This is a genomic window from Limosilactobacillus albertensis (assembly GCF_014145555.1).
In the GTDB taxonomy this organism is placed as follows: Bacteria; Bacillota; Bacilli; order Lactobacillales; family Lactobacillaceae; genus Limosilactobacillus; species Limosilactobacillus albertensis.
This window is the reverse complement of the sequence record NZ_JACIVD010000076.1, coordinates 25,997-44,864: the sequence shown is the minus strand read 5'-3', so window position 1 is coordinate 44,864 and position 18,868 is coordinate 25,997. Positions and strand designations below refer to the sequence as shown.

16 protein-coding genes are annotated in these 18,868 nt (G+C 40.5%); all 16 read right to left on the bottom strand.

What is annotated here, in order from left to right:
• Positions 1–17 precede the first annotated feature (17 nt).
• The 16 genes from ffh to H5S41_RS11115 all read right to left on the bottom strand — a co-directional run bounded on the left by ffh (position 18) and on the right by H5S41_RS11115 (position 18,864).
• Positions 18–1,463 (bottom strand): signal recognition particle protein, encoded by a 1,446-nt coding sequence (ffh, locus tag H5S41_RS11190; RefSeq protein WP_182603362.1) that lies wholly within the window; start codon positions 1,461–1,463, stop codon positions 18–20.
• Position 1,464: 1 nt separating this feature from the next.
• Positions 1,465–1,806: a putative DNA-binding protein gene (locus H5S41_RS11185; RefSeq protein WP_163705025.1), complete on the bottom strand. Its 342-nt coding sequence runs from the start codon at positions 1,804–1,806 to the stop codon at positions 1,465–1,467.
• Between the two features lie 18 nt (positions 1,807–1,824).
• Complete coding sequence (ftsY, locus tag H5S41_RS11180; protein WP_182603361.1) at positions 1,825–3,270, bottom strand: signal recognition particle-docking protein FtsY; 1,446 nt, start codon at positions 3,268–3,270, stop codon at positions 1,825–1,827.
• Between the two features lie 16 nt (positions 3,271–3,286).
• Positions 3,287–6,847: a chromosome segregation protein SMC gene (gene smc / locus H5S41_RS11175; RefSeq protein ID WP_182603360.1), complete on the bottom strand. Its 3,561-nt coding sequence runs from the start codon at positions 6,845–6,847 to the stop codon at positions 3,287–3,289.
• A 16-nt stretch (positions 6,848–6,863) separates the two neighbouring features.
• On the bottom strand, positions 6,864–7,565 hold the full coding sequence (gene rnc / locus H5S41_RS11170; protein WP_153710683.1) for a ribonuclease III: 702 nt from the start codon (positions 7,563–7,565) through the stop codon (positions 6,864–6,866).
• A 206-nt stretch (positions 7,566–7,771) separates the two neighbouring features.
• Positions 7,772–8,026, bottom strand: coding sequence for an acyl carrier protein (gene acpP / locus H5S41_RS11165; protein ID WP_153710684.1), 255 nt, complete (start codon positions 8,024–8,026; stop codon positions 7,772–7,774).
• Between the two features lie 36 nt (positions 8,027–8,062).
• Positions 8,063–9,094 (bottom strand): phosphate acyltransferase PlsX, encoded by a 1,032-nt coding sequence (gene plsX / locus H5S41_RS11160; RefSeq protein WP_182603359.1) that lies wholly within the window; start codon positions 9,092–9,094, stop codon positions 8,063–8,065.
• A gap of 16 nt (positions 9,095–9,110) precedes the next feature.
• Entirely contained in the window at positions 9,111–11,147 is a 2,037-nt protein-coding gene (gene recG / locus H5S41_RS11155; RefSeq protein WP_182603358.1) for an ATP-dependent DNA helicase RecG, read from the bottom strand.
• Between the two features lie 98 nt (positions 11,148–11,245).
• Positions 11,246–12,955 carry a fatty acid kinase ATP-binding subunit FakA gene (fakA, locus tag H5S41_RS11150; protein ID WP_182603357.1) on the bottom strand — a complete coding sequence of 570 codons (1,710 nt, stop codon included), beginning with the start codon at positions 12,953–12,955 and terminating at the stop codon, positions 11,246–11,248.
• 25 nt (positions 12,956–12,980) lie between these two features.
• Positions 12,981–13,343, bottom strand: coding sequence for an Asp23/Gls24 family envelope stress response protein (locus H5S41_RS11145; protein ID WP_003663831.1), 363 nt, complete (start codon positions 13,341–13,343; stop codon positions 12,981–12,983).
• Positions 13,344–13,556: 213 nt separating this feature from the next.
• Positions 13,557–13,742, bottom strand: a complete 186-nt coding sequence (gene rpmB / locus H5S41_RS11140; protein WP_003663833.1) for a 50S ribosomal protein L28 — start codon at positions 13,740–13,742, stop codon at positions 13,557–13,559.
• Between the two features lie 151 nt (positions 13,743–13,893).
• A complete protein-coding gene (locus H5S41_RS11135; protein WP_182603356.1) occupies positions 13,894–14,544 on the bottom strand; it encodes a thiamine diphosphokinase in 651 nt (216 codons plus the stop codon).
• Between the two features lie 104 nt (positions 14,545–14,648).
• Positions 14,649–15,302, bottom strand: a complete 654-nt coding sequence (gene rpe / locus H5S41_RS11130; protein WP_153710688.1) for a ribulose-phosphate 3-epimerase — start codon at positions 15,300–15,302, stop codon at positions 14,649–14,651.
• A 10-nt stretch (positions 15,303–15,312) separates the two neighbouring features.
• Positions 15,313–16,203: a ribosome small subunit-dependent GTPase A gene (rsgA, locus tag H5S41_RS11125; protein WP_182598724.1), complete on the bottom strand. Its 891-nt coding sequence runs from the start codon at positions 16,201–16,203 to the stop codon at positions 15,313–15,315.
• A 12-nt stretch (positions 16,204–16,215) separates the two neighbouring features.
• Positions 16,216–18,120, bottom strand: a complete 1,905-nt coding sequence (gene pknB / locus H5S41_RS11120) for a Stk1 family PASTA domain-containing Ser/Thr kinase (RefSeq protein WP_182598725.1) — start codon at positions 18,118–18,120, stop codon at positions 16,216–16,218.
• A 3-nt stretch (positions 18,121–18,123) separates the two neighbouring features.
• A complete protein-coding gene (locus H5S41_RS11115) occupies positions 18,124–18,864 on the bottom strand; it encodes a Stp1/IreP family PP2C-type Ser/Thr phosphatase (RefSeq protein ID WP_182603404.1) in 741 nt (246 codons plus the stop codon).
• Positions 18,865–18,868 lie beyond the last annotated feature (4 nt).

The following is an 18,868-nucleotide window of genomic DNA, read 5'->3' as shown; positions in this document are numbered from 1 at the left end:
GCTTAATTTTTTTGAAATTATTTCTTCTTTCGTAATTTACGAAGCTGCTTTATCCGTTTTTGCTTATCTTTTTTCATCTTACGTGCCATTCGGTTCATCGCCATCTGACCCATTTTACCACCTGGCATTTGCCCGCCAAACACATTCTGCATTCCATTGAAGTTTCCATTTGTAACCTGCTTCATCATCTTTCGCATTTGATTAAATTGCTTAATCATTCGGTTAACTTCAACGATTGGCCGTCCTGATCCAGCTGCTAATCGTCGACGGCGGCTAGGATTCATTACATCTGGATTTTCTCGTTCTTCTGGCGTCATTGAAAGCACGATCGCTTTAATGTGGGCAAACTGCTTTGGATCAAGATTTAAGTTCTTTAATGCGGGATTATTAGCCATTCCCGGCATCATCTTAATAATATTTTCTAATGGACCCATCTTAGTAACTTGATCCATTTGTGCCAAGAAATCATTATAATCAAACGTGTTTTCACGCATCTTATCCATTGTTTCTTGGGCTTGTTCTTCGTCAAAATTCTTTTGGGCTTTCTCGATTAGGGTCATCATATCCCCCATACCCAAAATTCGTGAAGCCATCCGGTCTGGGTGGAAAACATCAAGGTCTTCCATCTTTTCCCCTTCACCGACAAATTTAATCGGCTTACCAGCAACCGCACGAATAGACATCGCTGCCCCGCCACGGGTGTCCCCATCTAATTTAGTTAAGACAACCCCAGTAATATCAAGCTTATCATCAAAGCCTTGCGCCGTGTTGACAGCATTTTGACCTGTCATTGAATCAATAACAAGCAGAATTTCGTTTGGCTTTACTAACTCTTTAATATTAGCCAACTCATCCATTAATTGTTCATCAATTTGAAGCCGACCAGCAGTATCTATAATGACATAATCATTATGATTTTGTTTGGCAACTTCCATTCCTTCACGAACAATCTCAACAGGATCAACATCTGTTCCTTTTTCAAAAACTGGAACATCAATCTGGTCAGCCACCTGTTGCAATTGCGTAATTGCAGCTGGACGATAAACATCGGCTGCAATAAACATCGGACGGGCATTGTTCTCGTTTTTTAACCGCAAAGCCAACTTACCAGCAGTCGTTGTTTTACCGGCCCCTTGAAGACCGACCATCATAATTACCGTTGGAATATGCGGAGCTTTGTTAAGGGGAACAGCTTCTTCCCCCATTAATTTAGTTAATTCGTCGTTAACAATCTTAACGATTTGCTGTGCTGGATTTAATCCTTTTAATACTTCGGCTCCAGCGGCTTTCTCACGTACTGTTTTGACAAAGTCTTTTACAACCTTAAAGTTAACATCGGCTTCTAAAAGTGCGAGACGAATTTCGCGCATCGTTTCCCGAAGATCTGCTTCGGTAACTTTAGGCTTTCGCCGTAATTTTTCCATCGCCTTTTGGAGACGATCTGTTAAACCTTCAAATGCCATTTTATTCTTCCTCCAAGCTTTCCAAATGATTTACCAGATGGTTTAGGGTTGCATCATCCGGATAGTTTTCACGGACGTATCGTTGAATGCGATCCGCTTGTTGATTACGATTTTGAAATTCAGCATATAAGTGTAGCTTTGCTTCGTAATCTTCTAATATACTCTCTGTTCGCTTTATATTATCATACACGGCCTGACGACTAACATGGAAATTCTCGGCAATTTCGCCCAATGAGTAGTCATCCCCGTAATAAAGCTCTAAATAATCATTTTGTTTTTTAGTTAATAACGGTTGGTAAAACTCAAATAATGAATTTATCCGATAGTTCTTCTCAATTTCCATTTAGTCACCACCTATAACTTAATCGACTTCTACTAATCCCTTAAAGAGACCGTATACAAAGTCGCCAGCATCAAACTTTTGTAAGTCATCAACCTTTTCACCGAGCCCAACATATTTAACTGGAAGATGAAGTTCATTGCGAATTGCGAGAACAATTCCACCCCGTGCCGTTCCGTCAAGTTTAGTAAGAACAATTCCGGTAACATCCGTACTTTCCTTAAATAACTTAGCCTGGTTAAGGGCATTTTGACCGGTTGTGGCATCCAGAACGAGCAAAACTTCATGTGGTGCATCAGGAATTTCTCGAGTAAGAATACGTTTCATTTTTGCCAGCTCATTCATTAAGTTAACTTTATTTTGTAACCGACCAGCAGTATCTACAAACAAAACATCATAGTTCTCTTCTTTTGCCCGTTTTACCGCATCAAAAACAACTGCTGCCGGATCACCATTTTCGGGCCCTGTAACGATGTCAACGCCATCACGTTTTGCCCACACATCTAACTGTTCCGTTGCTCCAGCTCTAAAGGTATCAGCAGCTGCCAGTAATACCTTTTTGCCTTGTTTCTTAAATAAAGCAGCCATCTTACCAATTGTCGTTGTCTTACCAGCACCATTAACACCAACAAACATGATAACGGTTGGTCCTTCCTTAGCCATCGTCAAATCTGGATTTTCGTCTTGTCCGGCTTCATCATATAATTCAACCATTTTTTCAATGATCACGTTTGAAACGTCCTGCTTGCTTTTAGCATTTTGTAATTTAACTTCTTCACGTAATTCATCACTGAGTTTCATGGCCATATCATAACCTACATCGGATTCAATCAGCATGTCTTCGAGGTCGTCAAAGAAATCTTCATCAACGTGACGGAAATTCGCCAAAAATTTATTTAACCGCGCACCAAAGCCGGTCCGTGACTTCTCAAGCCCACGGTCATACTTTTTTACTGTTTCCGTTTCTTCTGCAGGTTCCGCTGATTCTTCAGTGGTTGCCACATCATCATCGCTTTTAGCAGCCTCATCTATACCGCCTAGCGCTTCATCTTTTGGAGTTTCGTTTTTTTCTTTGACAATCCCTTCTTCACTAACTGATTCACCTTGCGCTGGTACTGCCTCAGCTTCATCATTAGTAGCTTCTTCGGTCACAGCCGCAGATGATTCCGGTTCTCCAGATACTTCTTCTGTCGCTACTGAAGATTGAGGAACCTCTTCTGTTTTCTCTTCCTTTCCATTGTGAATTACTTCATGTGAACCATCTGGATTAATCTTTTCTTCATAACTATCAGCAGGCGGAATATTTACCGGCTCTGGTTGCTTAATTGCCGAAGATGATGGCGCGGTACTCGTAGCATTTGCCGATTTTTCATCTGCTGTTGCTGATTGAACTGCCGAGCTTGAGCTTTCGGCTGATTTTTCTTCTTCCTTCTTTTTATGACGACGGAAAATATCAAATAATCCCATATTAAAGCCTCCTAATTTAATTATCGTCTTGTAAAGTATCTACAACATCGACTGATACCATTTTAGAAACACCGGATTCTTGCATTGTTACCCCGTATAAAACATCCGCATCCATCATCGTGCCCTTACGGTGAGTAATAACAATAAATTGCGGACCTTCACTACCAAATTGACTAAGGTAATGGGCAAACCGTTGAACATTAACTTCATCCAAAGCCGCTTCAGGTTCATCAAGAATCGCAAATGGAACCGGCCGCACTTTAAGAATCGCAAACAGTAATGTAATCGCGGTTAATGCTCGTTCCCCACCTGATAATAATGATAGATGCTGATTTTTCTTACCAGGCGGTTGTGCCATAATATCTACCCCGGTCGTTAACAAATCATGAGGATCAGTTAACACCAGCTTGGCACGTCCACCGGAGAATATTTGTTGGAAAGTCTCATCAAATCTTTGAGAAACTTGATTGAACGTGGTAATAAAACGGTCTTTCACTTGTGCGTCCATCTCGCTCATCGTCTGGTTAAGCTGCGCACGAGAATCCAGCAAATCTTCCTGCTGACTCTTTAGAAAATCATAGCGTTCACGGACACGCTTATATTCTTCAATCGCCCCCACATTAACCTGTCCAAGATCATCTAAGCCACGTTTCAGTAATTTCAACCGTGTAGCAAGCGTCTCCTCATCAAGATCGCTCATATGCTGGCGGGCCTCATCAATGGTCATTGAATACTGCTCATTCAAGCGATTAAGGCACTGGTCAATTATTGCTTCATATTTGACATGCTTTTCATTCAAATTATTACGATCATCAAGGGCAACCCGTTGTAATTCTTGCAATCGATTATAATGGGCCTCTGCTTTTGATAATTGTTGTTCAAGTTCTTCTAAGGCAACGGCATTCTCTGTAAGCTGATCGTTAGCTTTCTCTTGTTTTCCTTTTGCCTCATCAAGAGCCGTCTTAGTGGATTCGTCACTAGTTGATTGACTAGCCGATTGGTCCGTTAGCTTAGTTAATTCTTTCGTCACTTCCGCTAAAGTTTTATCAATGGACTGCATTTGCCGGTCGTATTCGCGAGCTTGTCGAATATATTGTTGAAGACGTTCCTTAGCTACTGCGATCTGTTGCTGCATTTGGGCTAATTGCTCTGCCTGCGTTGATTCATTATTTTGCAGTTCATCAATTAGTCTGAGCGTGGCTGCAATCTTATCTTTGACCGCTGCTAAATCATGATTAACTTTCACCGCTTGCTCTTCGTTTTGCTTTACTTTTGTTTCATAGTCTTGGTGTTGCGTATCTTGTTGTTTGTTTTCTAATTCTAAGATTTTTACCCGATTCGTTAATGTAGCTCGCTGATTAGCAACAAGCTGGCAATTACTCTGTTGTTCGTGAAATTCATTTTGCAAATTTCGTTGCTGTTCTTGATAATTAGCTACCACTTCCTCATTAGCTGTCTGAGCCTGTTTTAATTTACCAATCTCCTGTTCTAAAGCGCTTGCTGCCCTTTCTTGTTTATTTAACTCTGCTTCAAGCTGCTTTGCCATTTGCTTTTGGCTTAGCAATCCTGCCCGCTGATTACGAGTAGCGCCCCCCGTCATTGCTCCGCTGGCGTTAATCAACTGACCATCTAAAGTGACAACCCGAATCATATGGCGACCAGCCTTGGCAATTGCGGTAGCATTATCGAGGTTATCAGCAATCACCGTTGTTCCTAATAAATGATCAGCAATAACTTGAAATTTACTATCATAATTGATCAATTCAGTTGCCCGGCCTAAGTATCCTGGTAAAGCAGTTAATTGTGGCCAAATAGCTAATGGTCGACGGCGGTTAAGCGTATCTAACGGCAGAATCGTAACTCGGCCAGCGCGCGTCTTGATTAAGAAATTAATAATTTGTTTTGCAGTTGTTTGCCGGTCAACAACTAACTGCTGTACTTGGCTTCCTAGAACTGTTTCAACGGCAGTCGTATATTTAGCAGGAACATCAAACAGTTCACTAACTGCACCAGCTAATCCGGGAAATTGTTGCCGTTGCCGAAGAACGCTTTGGACTCCCCGATAATAGCCACTATATTCATCTGCCATTGATTGGTAAGCATTGATCCGTGATTTCAGGGAACGAATATCCCCGAGGACTTGATACCAATTTCGTTGCTGCGTCTGATATTGTTGATTAAGCTCATCATGGTGCTGACGGGCTTGAGTTAAGCTTTTTTCAACACCACTAACATTTTCTTGTGCAATTTCAGCTGCATGTTTACTGCTATCATATTTGCTAGTTATTTCAGCTAATTCAGTTTTTAATTTCTTTAATTCGTCACTATTACGACGCTGTGAACTTACAGTTTGTTCATAATTACGTGATAAGAATGACTTTTGGTTATGGATGGTCGTAGACTCTTGCATTAAACTAACTTGCTGGTCTCTTAATTCATCAACTTGCTGGTTTAACTTGGCAATCCGTTCGCTGCTGCTCATCTTTTTGGCAGCTTCAAAATCCTCCTGCTGCTTTTTAATTGTTGTTTGCTGCAGGTTAATCTGTTGCTCATTTTCTCGTTGTTGAGTTTTTAATGATTCTAATCGTCCTTGAAGCTCAGCTCGTTGAGACCGTAAGCGTTGTTGCTCATTTTCTCGTTGTTCACGACGGACACTCGAAACAGATTGTTGATTTTCCAATTTAGCAATTGCTTCAGTTTGACTAAGAATAATCGCCTGCAAATGATCCTTTTTTGCGATCAATTCCCGTCGTTGCTGCTTTAACTGATTGAGCCGTTGCTGGTCGTGGTCTGCTTGTTTTTGATAATCACTTACCATTCTCTGAGCTTGTATTAATTTATCTTCTAAGTCATCTTTCATTTGATGATAGGTATCATGACGACGAACCGTTTGCGTCCGGTCTAAAACATCAAATTGCTTTTTTTGTTCTAAATAATCCTGAGCAATTGCACTTTGCTCTTCTAATGGTTCAATCTGCTTTTCGAGCTCGCTAATAATATCGTTTACCCGATTGAGGTTTTCCATGGTTGTAGCTAATCTTTTTTCAGCAGTTTCTTTATTCTTTTTATATTTAGCAACCCCCGCCACAGTTTCGATAATACTTCGCCGGTCTAGCGGTTTCCCATTGAAAATCTCCTCAATCCGGCCTTGTGAAATAATAGAAAAGGACTCACGACCCAAGCCAGAATCAATAAATAGGTCGGTAATATCCTTTAAGCGAACATTTTGATCGTTAATTAAATATTCACTATCACCATTACGATAAATTTTTCTTGTAATCGTTAGTTCTGTAAATTCACTTGCAAGGTAGTGGTCACTATTATCTAATGTAATTGAAACCAGTGCGCGATTTAATGGTTTCCGATCAGCAGAGCCATTAAAAATGACATCAGCCATTCGGTCTCCCCGTAGATGATGGGCAGATTGTTCACCCATTACCCATTGGATAGCCTCAATAATATTACTTTTACCACTACCATTAGGGCCAACAATTCCGGTCATCCCTGGTTCAAATTTAATTGTTGTTTTTTGGGCAAAAGATTTAAACCCATCCAAAGTTAAAGACAATAATTGCATCAGTTATTCCTACTTACTATTTATTTTTGTTTCTCATCTTATCAAGTGCTTGTTGGGCAGCCTGCATCTCAGCGTGTTTCTTAGAAGATCCTTCCCCTTCACCAATAACTTCACCATTAGCCGTGACATTCACCTTAAAGTTAGGATCGTTTTCAGTACCGCTCTCATCAATTAAATGATATTCGATATCGATATCCCCATCACGTTGAAGAAATTCTTGCAAGCTTGTCTTGGCGTCAACTGCATGGTCAAACCACCCCATATCAAGCTTAGGGAAAATAACCCGTTGGACAAATTTTTCAACTGCCGGACGTCCTTGATCTAAATATAGTGCTCCAATAAAGGATTCAAAAATATCACATAGTAGACCCGGCCGTTGACGTGCCCCAGCCATTTCTTCACCATGACCCAGACGAATGTATTGGTCAAAATGACATTCTTTAGCAAACTTTGAAAAACTATCTTCACAAACCATCGCTGCTCGTAACCGGGTAAGCTTCCCCTGTGGCAATTCTGGGAAACGTTTATAAATATACTCCGAGACGATCAGTTCCAACACAGCATCGCCAAGAAATTCAATCCGTTCATAAAATTTCAGTCCTTGATTAGGATGTTCATTTACATAAGAAGCCTGAGTAAAAGCTTCTGCTAACAAAGCAGGATTATCAAAATGAATATTAAATTCCTTGGCCAGGTAGTCTTGTAATTCTTCGATCATAAAAAATTCCTTTCATTATTGACTAAATGTTTATAAAAATGTCTACCGCTTATTATACTAGACAACCTTCGTTTCCGCAGGTAATTTTATGTATAATTAGGTAAATATTGAAAATTAAGCAAAAAGTAGAGGCTGCGGAAAAAACTATTTTGTCTTTTCCCAGCCTCTTCAGCTTTATCATAACTTTTCTAATAAGCAAAACGTCATTAATCAGCAGTATGGGCAGCAATATAATCAACTACCTCACCAATTGTACTGAGTTTTTCAGCATCTTCATCATCAATTTCTTCACCAAAAGTATCCTCTAATTCAAGAACAAATTCAACGAAATCAATTGAGTCTGCGTCTAAGTCTGTTTTTAAATTTAGATCATCAGTAATTTTGGCCCGATCAACGTCAAAATGGTCCGCAACAATTTCTGAAACCTTATTAAAGATTTCTGTTTTCTTATCATCAGCCATTATTATTAACCTCTCTTTACTAGTTCGCTACTTATTCTATTCGTTTTTGTTAGAATTGTCTAGATTTTCAGTATTATCAAAAAATTCAACTGTTTTTTCAATGACACCTGTTTTCAGCATCGTTCTAATCTGACTAATAGTATTCTTTACAGCCAATGCATCTGATGAACCATGCGTCTTTACAACTGGCGCCTTTAAGCCTAGAAGAACGGCTCCTCCATATGTTGACGCACTCATCTTTTGGCCAATTTGATGGAATGTTGGCTTTAGCATTAAGTAACCCAACTTAGCTCGCAGTCCGCCATGAAGGATCCCATGTTTAATCAGCGTCATCATCATTTTAGCGGTTCCTTCGGTTGCCTTTAATGCCGCATTAGCTGTCCAGCCATCGCTTACAATAACATCAGCTTTACCGAATAAAAGGTCGCCAGCTTCAACATTACCGACAAAGTTCAAATCATCTTTACCATTAAGAATTTGCCATACTTCTTTATGTAATTTATCTCCCTTATCCTCTTCAGCCCCGTTATTTAGCAGGGCAATCCGTGGATTAGCAACCCCCAGTACATTTTCTGCATAGAACTTGCCAAGATAAGCATATTGCTCAAGATTTTTCTCTTTACTTTCGGCATTTGCTCCAGTATCTAAGTACACAAAGTTATGCCGATTAGCACCGGGCTGGGCAATTGGTAAAATACTTGTTAACCCTGGACGGTCAATCCCTTTAATCCGCCCAACAATAAATAAGCCAGCCGCTAAGATTGCCCCTGTATTCCCTGCAGAGAAGAACGCATCTGCTTTTCCTTCTTTGACCGCTGTAGCTGCCCGAACAATTGATGAGTCCTTTTTCCTTCTAATTGCTCGAACCGGTTCTTCACCCATTGAAATTTCTTCAGTTGTAGCGATCATATTTAAGCGATCGTTATTTTTTATTAATGGCTTTACTTTATCCGGATTACCATAAAGGTCAAATTCTAGGTCAGGATAAAGGTCTCGTGCCTGTTCGACACCCTCAATAATTACTTGGGGAGCATTATCGCCACCCATTGCATCAACTGCAATTTTCATAAAAATCCTCCTCACATCAGTCAAAATGCGTTTTTAATTCATGACGTTTTAGGTACAAAACAAGTGGCTGATTCTCGTCAATATCATCCCAGTTAGGAGTAGCTAAAAGATTACCGGCATCAGCACGGGCAATTTGAAGCATTTTTAAATCAGCAACCGGGTCACCAACCTTAAATTCCGGCATCCCTGATTGTTTTTTGCCTAGCACATCTCCAGATCCCCGCAGCTTCAAGTCCTGCTCGGCTACCTTAAACCCATCATTAGTAGCGACCATCGTCTTCATTCGTGCTTTTCCCTCATCTGTTTTAGGATCAGCAATTAACAAACAATAGCTTTGGCGGCTCCCTCGACCAACCCGGCCTCGTAACTGATGAAGCTGGGCAAGACCAAATCGGTCGGCATCATAGATAACCATTACCGTAGCATTAGGATTATCTACTCCTACTTCAATCACCGTTGTTGCTACTAGTACCTGTAGCTTGCCTTCCTTAAATTGCCGCATTGTTTCATCTTTTTCATCAGTTCCCATACGACCATGCAACAAGCCAACTTTATAAGAAGGCCCCAGATCCACCGACAACTGATTATACAGGTCAGTGGCGTTTTGAACATCTAGAGCTGCCGATTCTTCGATTAGCGGGCTAACAACATAAGCCTGCGCGCCATCTTTTAATTGTTCGCGTAAAAAGCGGATTGCTTCTGCATGTTGGTTCGATTGCAGCCAATTAGTCCGAATTGGTTTACGCCCAGCTGGAAGCTCATCAATTACTGAAACATCCATTTCTCCATAACTGGTGATTGCTAATGTTCGCGGAATCGGAGTTGCTGTCATTGCAAGGACATCAGGGTGCTCACCTTTTTCTCGTAGCTGCTGCCGCTGGTTAACTCCAAACCGGTGCTGCTCATCAGTAATTACTAACCCGAGATTAGCATATTCAACATCATCTTGAATTAAAGCATGGGTTCCGACAATCAGGTTAACGTCCCCGCGTTTCATTGCCGTCATTAATTCACGGTGTTGCTTAGCGGTTAAAGAACCAGTTAACAATGCAACATGAACATGAGTCCCTTCAAAAACCTTCGCCAATTTTTCAGCATGTTGTCCTGCCAGAATTTCAGTTGGGGCCATTAATGCCGCTTGGTAGCCTGCAGTGATTGCTGCATAAATGGCAATTGCCGCTACAATTGTCTTTCCAGAACCAACATCCCCTTGAAGAAGCCGGTTCATTTGATAAGGCTGGCGCATGTCTCGACATATCTCATTAACAACCCTTTTTTGTGCAGTTGTTAGTTCAAAAGGGAGGCCAGCAATAAATTCTTTTAACTCGTCATTACGGTATAGAATCCGGTCGCCATTTTCTTGCCGATGAGCCCGGCGAATGGCTTGCAAGCGCAGCTGAAACAAAAAGAATTCTTCATAAGCTGCTGTTCGACGGGCTGCTTTTGCTGTCGCTTGGTTCTGCGGAAAATGAATTTCCTTAATCATTTGTCGGCGATCTAATAATCGATACCGTTGCCGAAGCGTCTCAGGTAGATAAGTAGGAATTATATTAGCATACTCTTCATAAGCTTGACGGATAAAACTCTGCAAAGTGTTTTGGCGGATATGTTTGTTAACCGAGTAAACCGCCCCAAATTCATTGCGATTATCTGCCTGCTCCTTAATCAGTTTGTTTGCTATTATCTGACGACGTTTCGCATCCCATTTACCCATTACTGTTACCTGTTGGTTTAATGCCAGCTGTTTTTTTAAGTAAGGCTGGTTAAAAAATGTTACAAGAATTACTTCTTTCCCAACCTGCATGCGAAGAGCGAGCCGATTACGACGATATCCATACCTAGTTAAAATTGGTTCTGAGACAATGACTCCCTGCAAGGTTATCTTTTGTTTATCCTTAGCGCTGTCAATATCTGTCGGCGTAAAGTCGTTATACCGAGTCGGATAGTAAGTTAATAAATCTTCAATCGTATCAATGCCTAAAGTTGCTAAATCAGCTACCCGTTTAGGACCAACACCCTTTAAATTAGCAACTGAATCTGCTAAGCTTCTCACCTATCTCACCTCGCTTAAACGTAGCCAGCATTCAAAATAGGAGTGGGATCAAAAGCCAATCGCTCTTTATTATCCCACCCCTATAAAATAATATAATTCTATTCGACAGAAATCAGGTATGGATAAACAGGTTGTCCACCATTGTAAATCTGAATATCTAATTCATCATCTACTTCCTCAACAGCCGCTTTGATTTCTTCAGCAGTTGACTGGTCACCATCCGCTCCATATAGAATTGTCACAATTTCACTATCTTCATCTAACATGGCTTTCACCATCTTGATTGCTGCCTCTTTAAGGTTAAGGTCAGTAGTGACGATCTTACCGTCAACAATTCCCATATAGTCGTCTTTCTTTATTTCACGGCCATCAATTGTTGTATCGCGGACAGCGTTAGTAACTGCACCACTGGCAACTGCGTCAAGATTACTCTCCATACTAGTCTGATTTTCAGTTAAGGATGCTTCTGGATTGTACTCAAGCAATGCACTCATCGCCTGAGCAATCGTCTTACTATGAACCACCTTTGTTGGGATATCGGCCACATCTGCCGCCTGGTCAGCAGTCATAAAAATATTCCCGTTATTAGGAAGAACAATCGCCTGCTTAGCGCCACTATTATTAATTGCGTCTAAAATGTCCTGAGTACTTGGGTTCATTGTCTGACCACCGGTAATAATATGAGTGACTCCCAAACTCTTTAATAATTTAGCAATACCTTTTCCAGAGGCAACCGCAATCACAGCAGTCTTAAGGTCCTCTTTAGCCTCATTAGCAGCCTTGGCTTTTTCAATTGGGGATTCTTCGGCTGAATTTTCCTCATCGTTTTCCATAATCTCTTCTTGCTGCCATACCATATTATGAATTTCGATTGTCTGCAAATCACCAAATTGCTGACCCCAAGATAAAACTTTCCCAGGATGCTCTGTATGAACGTGAACCCGTACAACTTGATCATCATTCAAGACAAGCAGGCTATCTCCTAACTCAGCTAAGTAGTTATAAAAGGTATCGTAATCAAACTTTTGAGTTACCTGTTTCCCTTTGCCAATCCGAACCAACATCTGTGTACAATATGTATACTTAATATCTTCTGGATTAAGTTTACCTTGAACACTCTGATGGTCCATTGCGTGAACCATTTCATCAATTTCTGCATTATCAGGCTTGTAGTCTTCACTCTTATCGACACGGCCGCTTAAAGCTTCATCAAATGCCTGCAGAACAAAAACTAACCCTTGACCACCTGAGTCAACTACCCCGACTTCTTTTAAGACGGGCAATAAATCAGGAGTCTTTTTCAGCGCTTCTTCACTTGCTTCATAAATTGCATGCATAATCTCAATAAGATCATCGGTTTCTTTTATCTTATTAAGACCTTCTTGAGCAGATTCACGAACTACAGTTAAAATAGTTCCTTCAGTTGGTTTCATAACAGCTTTGTATGCTGTCTTAGCACCATTAGCATAAGCATTTACAAAATCAGCGGCAGATAAAACATCCATGCCTTCTGTTGCCTTTGCAAAGCCACGGAAAATTTGAGATAAGATAACCCCCGAATTCCCACGGGCACCCATCAGTAGCCCCTTTGCTAATGCTGCGCTTAGATCGCCAACCTTTTTACTTGTTTCATTACGTTCATACTTAGCACCACTAGCCATTGAAGAAGTCATGTTAGTTCCCGTATCCCCATCTGGAACCGGAAAAACATTTAATGAATTAATAAATTCAGCATTTTTGCCAAGTTTATCTGCAGCCGCTTGAACCATCTTGCCAAATTCAAGGTTTGTAATTTTTGTTACAGCCAATTCGAAATTCCTCCCCAATGCTCGCTTAATCTTCTAGTGTCCGAACACCTTGGACACATACATTAACTGAGTTAGCCGTGATTCCGAGCATTGTTTCAAGATTATACTTTACCTTTGCTTGGACACTCTTTGATACTTCTGAAATCTTAGTGCCATAGCCTACGATAATATTAACATCAACAGCTACTCCATTATCTTGTTGCCGAACAACAACTCCTCGTGCAAAATTTTCGCGACGAAGAATTTGATTGACCCCATCACGCAAGGGGTTTCGACTTGCCATTCCAACAACACCGTAGTTATCAGTAGCAGCCCCACCAACAACTGATGAAATCACATCATTATCAATGTCAATTGTACCTGACTTAGTTTTGATTTTTACTGCCATCGTCATGGCCTCCTTATAAAGTGCCGGCCTAATACAGAGACCGGATAATCTCAGGACTTAGTAACCTCTACTAATGTCCACAATTAAATCAATACCATCATACCATAGCATATTTAAGTAAAAAAGTAACCTCTCCATATTTTTGCATTGGTTAATGGGGTTAATTAATTCACGTAAAAAATAAGCCGCCCAACTGGACGGCATCATTTTTAATTAAACCCGAGTCACTTTACCTGACTTCAGTGTACGTGCTGAAACGTAAACCTTCTTAGGCTTACCATTAACTAAAATGGTTACCTTTTGCAAGTTAGGCTTCCAGCTACGCCGACTTGAGTTAAGGGCGTGAGAACGCTTGTTACCAAATTGCGTCCGTTTACCGTTGATAAAATCTTTAGCCATTGGTGATACCCTCCTCTTTGCTTCATAATTTTTTCGTTTACGCAAAACTGCGATGTAACTCACCTAATTAATCTACCATAGGCGCCACCACAATGCAATAGTTTTCTTTCAAGTAATTTTCCTTGACACACTTTTTAACACCCGCAAATTACTATTTTAATGGATCGTTACATTGGATTACAGCCACTACTCCACTTCTAAACGAAAAATGATTATTAACAGCTGTAAATTCGTTGCTGGTCCAGGAAAATGGAATTTGACTGCTCCAATTTTCTAAGGGATACTTTTCATCTTTTAGGGTCAGTCCGCGAACGGGGGTAAGGTTAACAAAAGCAAGATATTTCATCGCTGGTATCTTTGAAATAGTATATTCACCCGGTAAATAATAACTTACTACATTCTGACAATCAATAAATTTAGTCCGTGTAAGATAAGGCTTAAATTCTTCTTGCAGGGGCAGAAACAAATTTGCCAATAAGTGATCCAACCGGCCACCAGTTGCACCAAAGACATTAATTTCATCAGGATTTTCATTTATAGCAAATTTCATACCGAGTTGGGTATCGGTATAGTTTTTCTCTGGTGGATAGATTTTAATCTGTTCTAAGGTATCTTCTAGCCCTAATAATTCTTCTTTATCAATTGAATCGAAATCACCAACTGCAATTAGTGGTTTAATCCCCCATTTCAATAATCTTACTGCTCCGCGATCAACGCCAATCCACTTTTCATTCTTACGCTCTAAGATGAGTTCAGTCGGAACCATTTCAACAGGACCGCCGACAAGTACATTTATCCGCATTATTCTATCCTCTAAAACTAAGAACTTCGTCAAAACAAAAAAGAAGTCTTTAGCATTCGGATATCTCCTGAACACCAAAGACCTTCTTATTCCTCAGCAACTAATTACTTTGTCGCATCTTCAAGTGCTTTAATTCGTTCAGCTGGGTCTTCAGCATTAAAAACATAAGAACCAGCAACTGCTACTGTAGCACCAGCCTTGTAGCAGTCAGCAACCGTTTTATCGTTAACGCCGCCATCAACTTCAATATCAAAGTCGTAGCCCTTTTCTTCCTTAATTGCATTTAATTGCGCAATCTTATCAACAGTTTCTGGCAAGAACTTCTGACCACCAAAACCAGGGTTAACTGTCATTACTAATACTTGATCAACCATGTGTAATACTGGTTCGATCATGGCTACAGGCGTGCCGGGGTTAATAACAACTTCAGCTTTAACTCCGCCGTTCTTAATAATCTGAAGAGCACGATGGATGTGTTGGGTAGCTTCGACTTGAACACCAATAATGTCAGCTCCAGCATCAATGAACATTGGCAAGATGTGTTCTGGACTTTCAACCATCAAGTGTACATCTAACACCATATTTGTAATAGGACGAATAGCTTTCACAAAACCTGGTCCATAAGAGATACTTGGAACAAATGTACCGTCCATAACATCGATGTGAAGGTATGGCGCACCAGCCTTTTCTACCTTTTCGATATCCTTTTGCAAGTTTACGTAATCTGCACTTAAAATTGATGGTGCAACTTTAATCATTCTAATTCCCTCATTTCTTATAATTTGGTTTTTGATTAGCAATCAATTCATGGAACTGAACATAATCATCATACCGACTCTTCATGATTATACCATTGTTTACCGCTTCCTTCACAGCACATTGTGGCTCTTTTAAATGAAGGCATCCACGAAATTTACAATTAGCAGATAATTCTACCATTTCAGGAAATAGTAATGGTAGGTCATTAACGGTCATATCAAAGGTTTCATACGATGAAAATCCTGGTGTATCGGCAATTAATGCCCCATTAACATCTAACAGGCTTACTTTTCTTGTCGTGTGCCGACCACGTTGAAGAGCTTGCGAAATTTCGCCGGTTGCCAATTTTAATTGTGGTGCCAAATGATTGAGTAGTGTTGACTTACCAGCTCCAGTTTGGCCCATCATTGTCACCACGTTACCCGTTAACTTTTTCATCACAGCAGCTAACTGTTGCGGATTAAAAGGATCGTAATCCGCATAAACCTGATAGCCGATTTTTTTATATCCTTCAACTGTTGGTAATAATCGCTGATACTCCTCTGCAGTAAGTAAATCGGTTTTTGAAAAATAAATCAAAGGGGTAATTTTTTGCGCTTCCAATGCGATTAATTGCCGGTCTAATAAGTTAGCGGAAAATGCCGGCTCCTTAGCAGAAGTGACGACAACCGCCATATCTACGTTCGCAACAGGCGGCCGAACTAATTGATTTCGTCGCGGTAAAATTTTGAGTAAATACCCCTCTTGTTGGTTTTCCGCGCTAAATTCGACGTAATCACCGACAACAGGCTTTATTTTCCGTTGTCGAAAATTGCCTCGTGCTCTTGTTCGATAAATTTTATCATCAGCAAAAACATCGTAAAAGCCGCTTAATGATTGTTGAATTATTCCTTTCTTCAAATGGCACCTCCATTATCCTGTAATATTTGTTGCGCTCATAATTGTCCGCCCGTTACGAACAACCCGATAGGCTCCCATTTGGCCTTGTTTAAGGGTAAACGGCACGTTAATTGTCGTTTCCTGATTAATCGTAATATCTTGATATTCCATTGTTAAGTTATGGTTTGCGTCCCGAATATACACTTGTACTCGGTTTTCTCTTTGTCCACCATTACCATCAAACGGAATATTGATCTGAATATTTGTCGTCTTCGTCTGATTACCAGAATTAGCAATCGAGACTGTCAAGGTATCGCCATGATTTAGCGTCGACCCCGCTCGCGGAGTCTGACTAATAACATGGTTAGTCGCAATTGTCTTTGACTTTTTCTCCTGTGTTGTTAATTGCAAATTGTTTTTATTTGCAAATTGTTGAACGGCACTAATATCTTGATTCGTAAAATTAGGTATTTTTATCGGTTCCTTACCTGCACTAACACGAAAGACAATTGTGTCAGATGCCGTTTTAACAATCGCACCTTTTTTATGATTCTGCTTAATTATTTGTCCCTTATCAATATCATCGGAATAAACACTTTCCTGGTGAACTTGAAAGCCTTTGCGGCGTAAATTAGCAGCCACCGATGAATAATCTTCTCCTACATAATCTGCCATTGTCCACTGCTTTACCCCTGTACTTACGGTTAAGTTGATGGGGGTACTTACTCGTGCTTTATGGCTGATGTGCGGGCTTGTTGTCACAATACGATTTTTATCAACAGTCTGACTATTTACACGGGTAATCTTACCAATTCGCAAATCCTGTTGATGTAATCGTTGTTCCGCTTTGACAACGGTCATCCCCTCAACATCTGGGATGATAACCTGTCGAACAAAGAACCACCAGCCACCAACAAGCATTAGGCAAACGATAATAACGATTCCGCTAATAATCCCGTACTTTTTCCACCATGATTTTGTTGATGGCCGTTGTTTTTGCTGTTGATCATCAGTATTTTTTTGATGGTTTCTTTCATTTTTTAAATGTTTAACATCTAATACTTTTGTCTCACCATTATCATCTTCCTGCAGCTTTAGACGTGGCTCATTAGCCCGTTGCGGATCTAAAACAGTCTTTAAGTCAGCAGCCATCTCGTCAACCGAGGCATATCGATTAGCAGGTTCCTTAGCGGTTGCCTTAATTATTACATTTTCTAGTGCTTGGGGAATCTGTTTATTCTGTTCCCGCACCGATGGGATCTCTTCACGGAAATGTTTTAACGCAATTGATACTGCGGTCTCGCCTTCAAATGGCACCTTTCCTGTCAATAATTCGAAAAGGATGATCCCCAAAGAATATATATCAGACTGCTTTGTTGCAATACTTCCGCGGGCCTGTTCCGGTGATAAGTAATGTACAGAACCCATTAATGTATTGGTTTGCGTTAAGGAGTCCTGTGACACGGCAACAGCAATTCCAAAATCAGTAATTTTTATATTTTTATTTTCATCAATTAATATATTCTGCGGTTTTAGGTCACGATGGATAATACCGTGGGCGTGCGCTGTAGCAACAGCAGAAAGCACCTGTTCCATAATATCAATAACTTGCGGCAACGGTATTGGATGGTGTTTTTTTATGTATGCCTTTAAGTCGGTTCCTTTCACATACTGCATCACCATATATTGCAGCCCATGATCTTCACCAACATCATAAACACCAACAATGTGCGGATCATTTAACTGTGTGGCTGCCATCGCCTCACGATGAAATCGCCGTTTAGTATTAGGATCATCTCGTAAGTCAAGCCGGAGAAGCTTAACCGAAACATCTCGATCTAATACTAAATCATGAGCTAAGTAGACATTTGCCATTCCACCTTCGCCCAGCGATTTAATTATCCTATACCGGTGACCAATTTCGTATCCAGGATTCATTGCTTATCCCTCCTGGTCACTATTAATCCCGATTAAAACGGTAATATTATCTGGACCGCCTGCATCATTTGCCATTTTTACTAGTTGCGCACACTTTTCTTCAAGTGGAATCGGCAACTCTAAAACCTTAATGATTTGATCCTTAGCAACAGTTTTAAATAGACCGTCAGAGCACATTAATAATTGATCACCGTGATTTAGCTCAAAACGGTTCACTTCTATTTGTGCGTCAGGAGAAATCCCAATGGCACGCGTAATGATATTGCTTTGCGGTAGTTTTAATGCTTCGTCTTCAGAAATATCACCAGTTTTAACTAACTCGTTAACAAGAGAATGGTCGACTGTGATCTGCGTTAACAGATTCTGGTGGAGAATATATCCACGACTGTCACCAATATTAGCAACGACAACTGCATCGTTAAAAGTAATGGCTGCAACCATCGTCGTTCCCATTCCCTGCATCTGAAGGTTATGTTTTGATTGCGATAAGATTTGGTCATTAATTGATTGCGTTTCTCGAGCAAACCAACGTATCCCTTCCATCGGTGTCCGTGGCGGCCTGTTCTTAAATTGATCGCCAAGAATAGTTACGGTCTGTTCTGCAGCAATATCGCCGCTTCTGTTTCCGCCAATACCATCAGCAATAACCAGCAATTGATTGCCAAATTTATTAGTGAAGACAGCAACCCGATCTTGATTTTGCTTTCGTTGATGACCAATATCTGTTTGATAAGCAACTTTCATCAAT

Bases quoted from the DNA above. Each gene is read 5' to 3' on its own strand.
- rpe (WP_153710688.1), bottom strand. From the start codon at position 15,302: ATGATTAAAGTTGCACCATCAATTTTAAGTGCAGATTACGTAAACTTG.
- acpP (WP_153710684.1), bottom strand. From the start codon at position 8,026: ATGGCTGATGATAAGAAAACAGAAATCTTTAATAAGGTTTCAGAAATT.
- H5S41_RS11115 (WP_182603404.1), bottom strand. From the start codon at position 18,864: ATGAAAGTTGCTTATCAAACAGATATTGGTCATCAACGAAAGCAAAAT.
- ftsY (WP_182603361.1), bottom strand. From the start codon at position 3,270: ATGGGATTATTTGATATTTTCCGTCGTCATAAAAAGAAGGAAGAAGAA.
- rnc (WP_153710683.1), bottom strand. From the start codon at position 7,565: ATGATCGAAGAATTACAAGACTACCTGGCCAAGGAATTTAATATTCAT.
- rpmB (WP_003663833.1), bottom strand. From the start codon at position 13,742: ATGGCTAAAGATTTTATCAACGGTAAACGGACGCAATTTGGTAACAAG.
- H5S41_RS11185 (WP_163705025.1), bottom strand. From the start codon at position 1,806: ATGGAAATTGAGAAGAACTATCGGATAAATTCATTATTTGAGTTTTAC.
- pknB (WP_182598725.1), bottom strand. From the start codon at position 18,120: ATGAATCCTGGATACGAAATTGGTCACCGGTATAGGATAATTAAATCG.
- H5S41_RS11145 (WP_003663831.1), bottom strand. From the start codon at position 13,343: ATGGCAGTAAAAATCAAAACTAAGTCAGGTACAATTGACATTGATAAT.
- ffh (WP_182603362.1), bottom strand. From the start codon at position 1,463: ATGGCATTTGAAGGTTTAACAGATCGTCTCCAAAAGGCGATGGAAAAA.
- plsX (WP_182603359.1), bottom strand. From the start codon at position 9,094: ATGAAAATTGCAGTTGATGCAATGGGTGGCGATAATGCTCCCCAAGTA.
- H5S41_RS11135 (WP_182603356.1), bottom strand. From the start codon at position 14,544: ATGCGGATAAATGTACTTGTCGGCGGTCCTGTTGAAATGGTTCCGACT.
- smc (WP_182603360.1), bottom strand. From the start codon at position 6,847: ATGCAATTATTGTCTTTAACTTTGGATGGGTTTAAATCTTTTGCCCAA.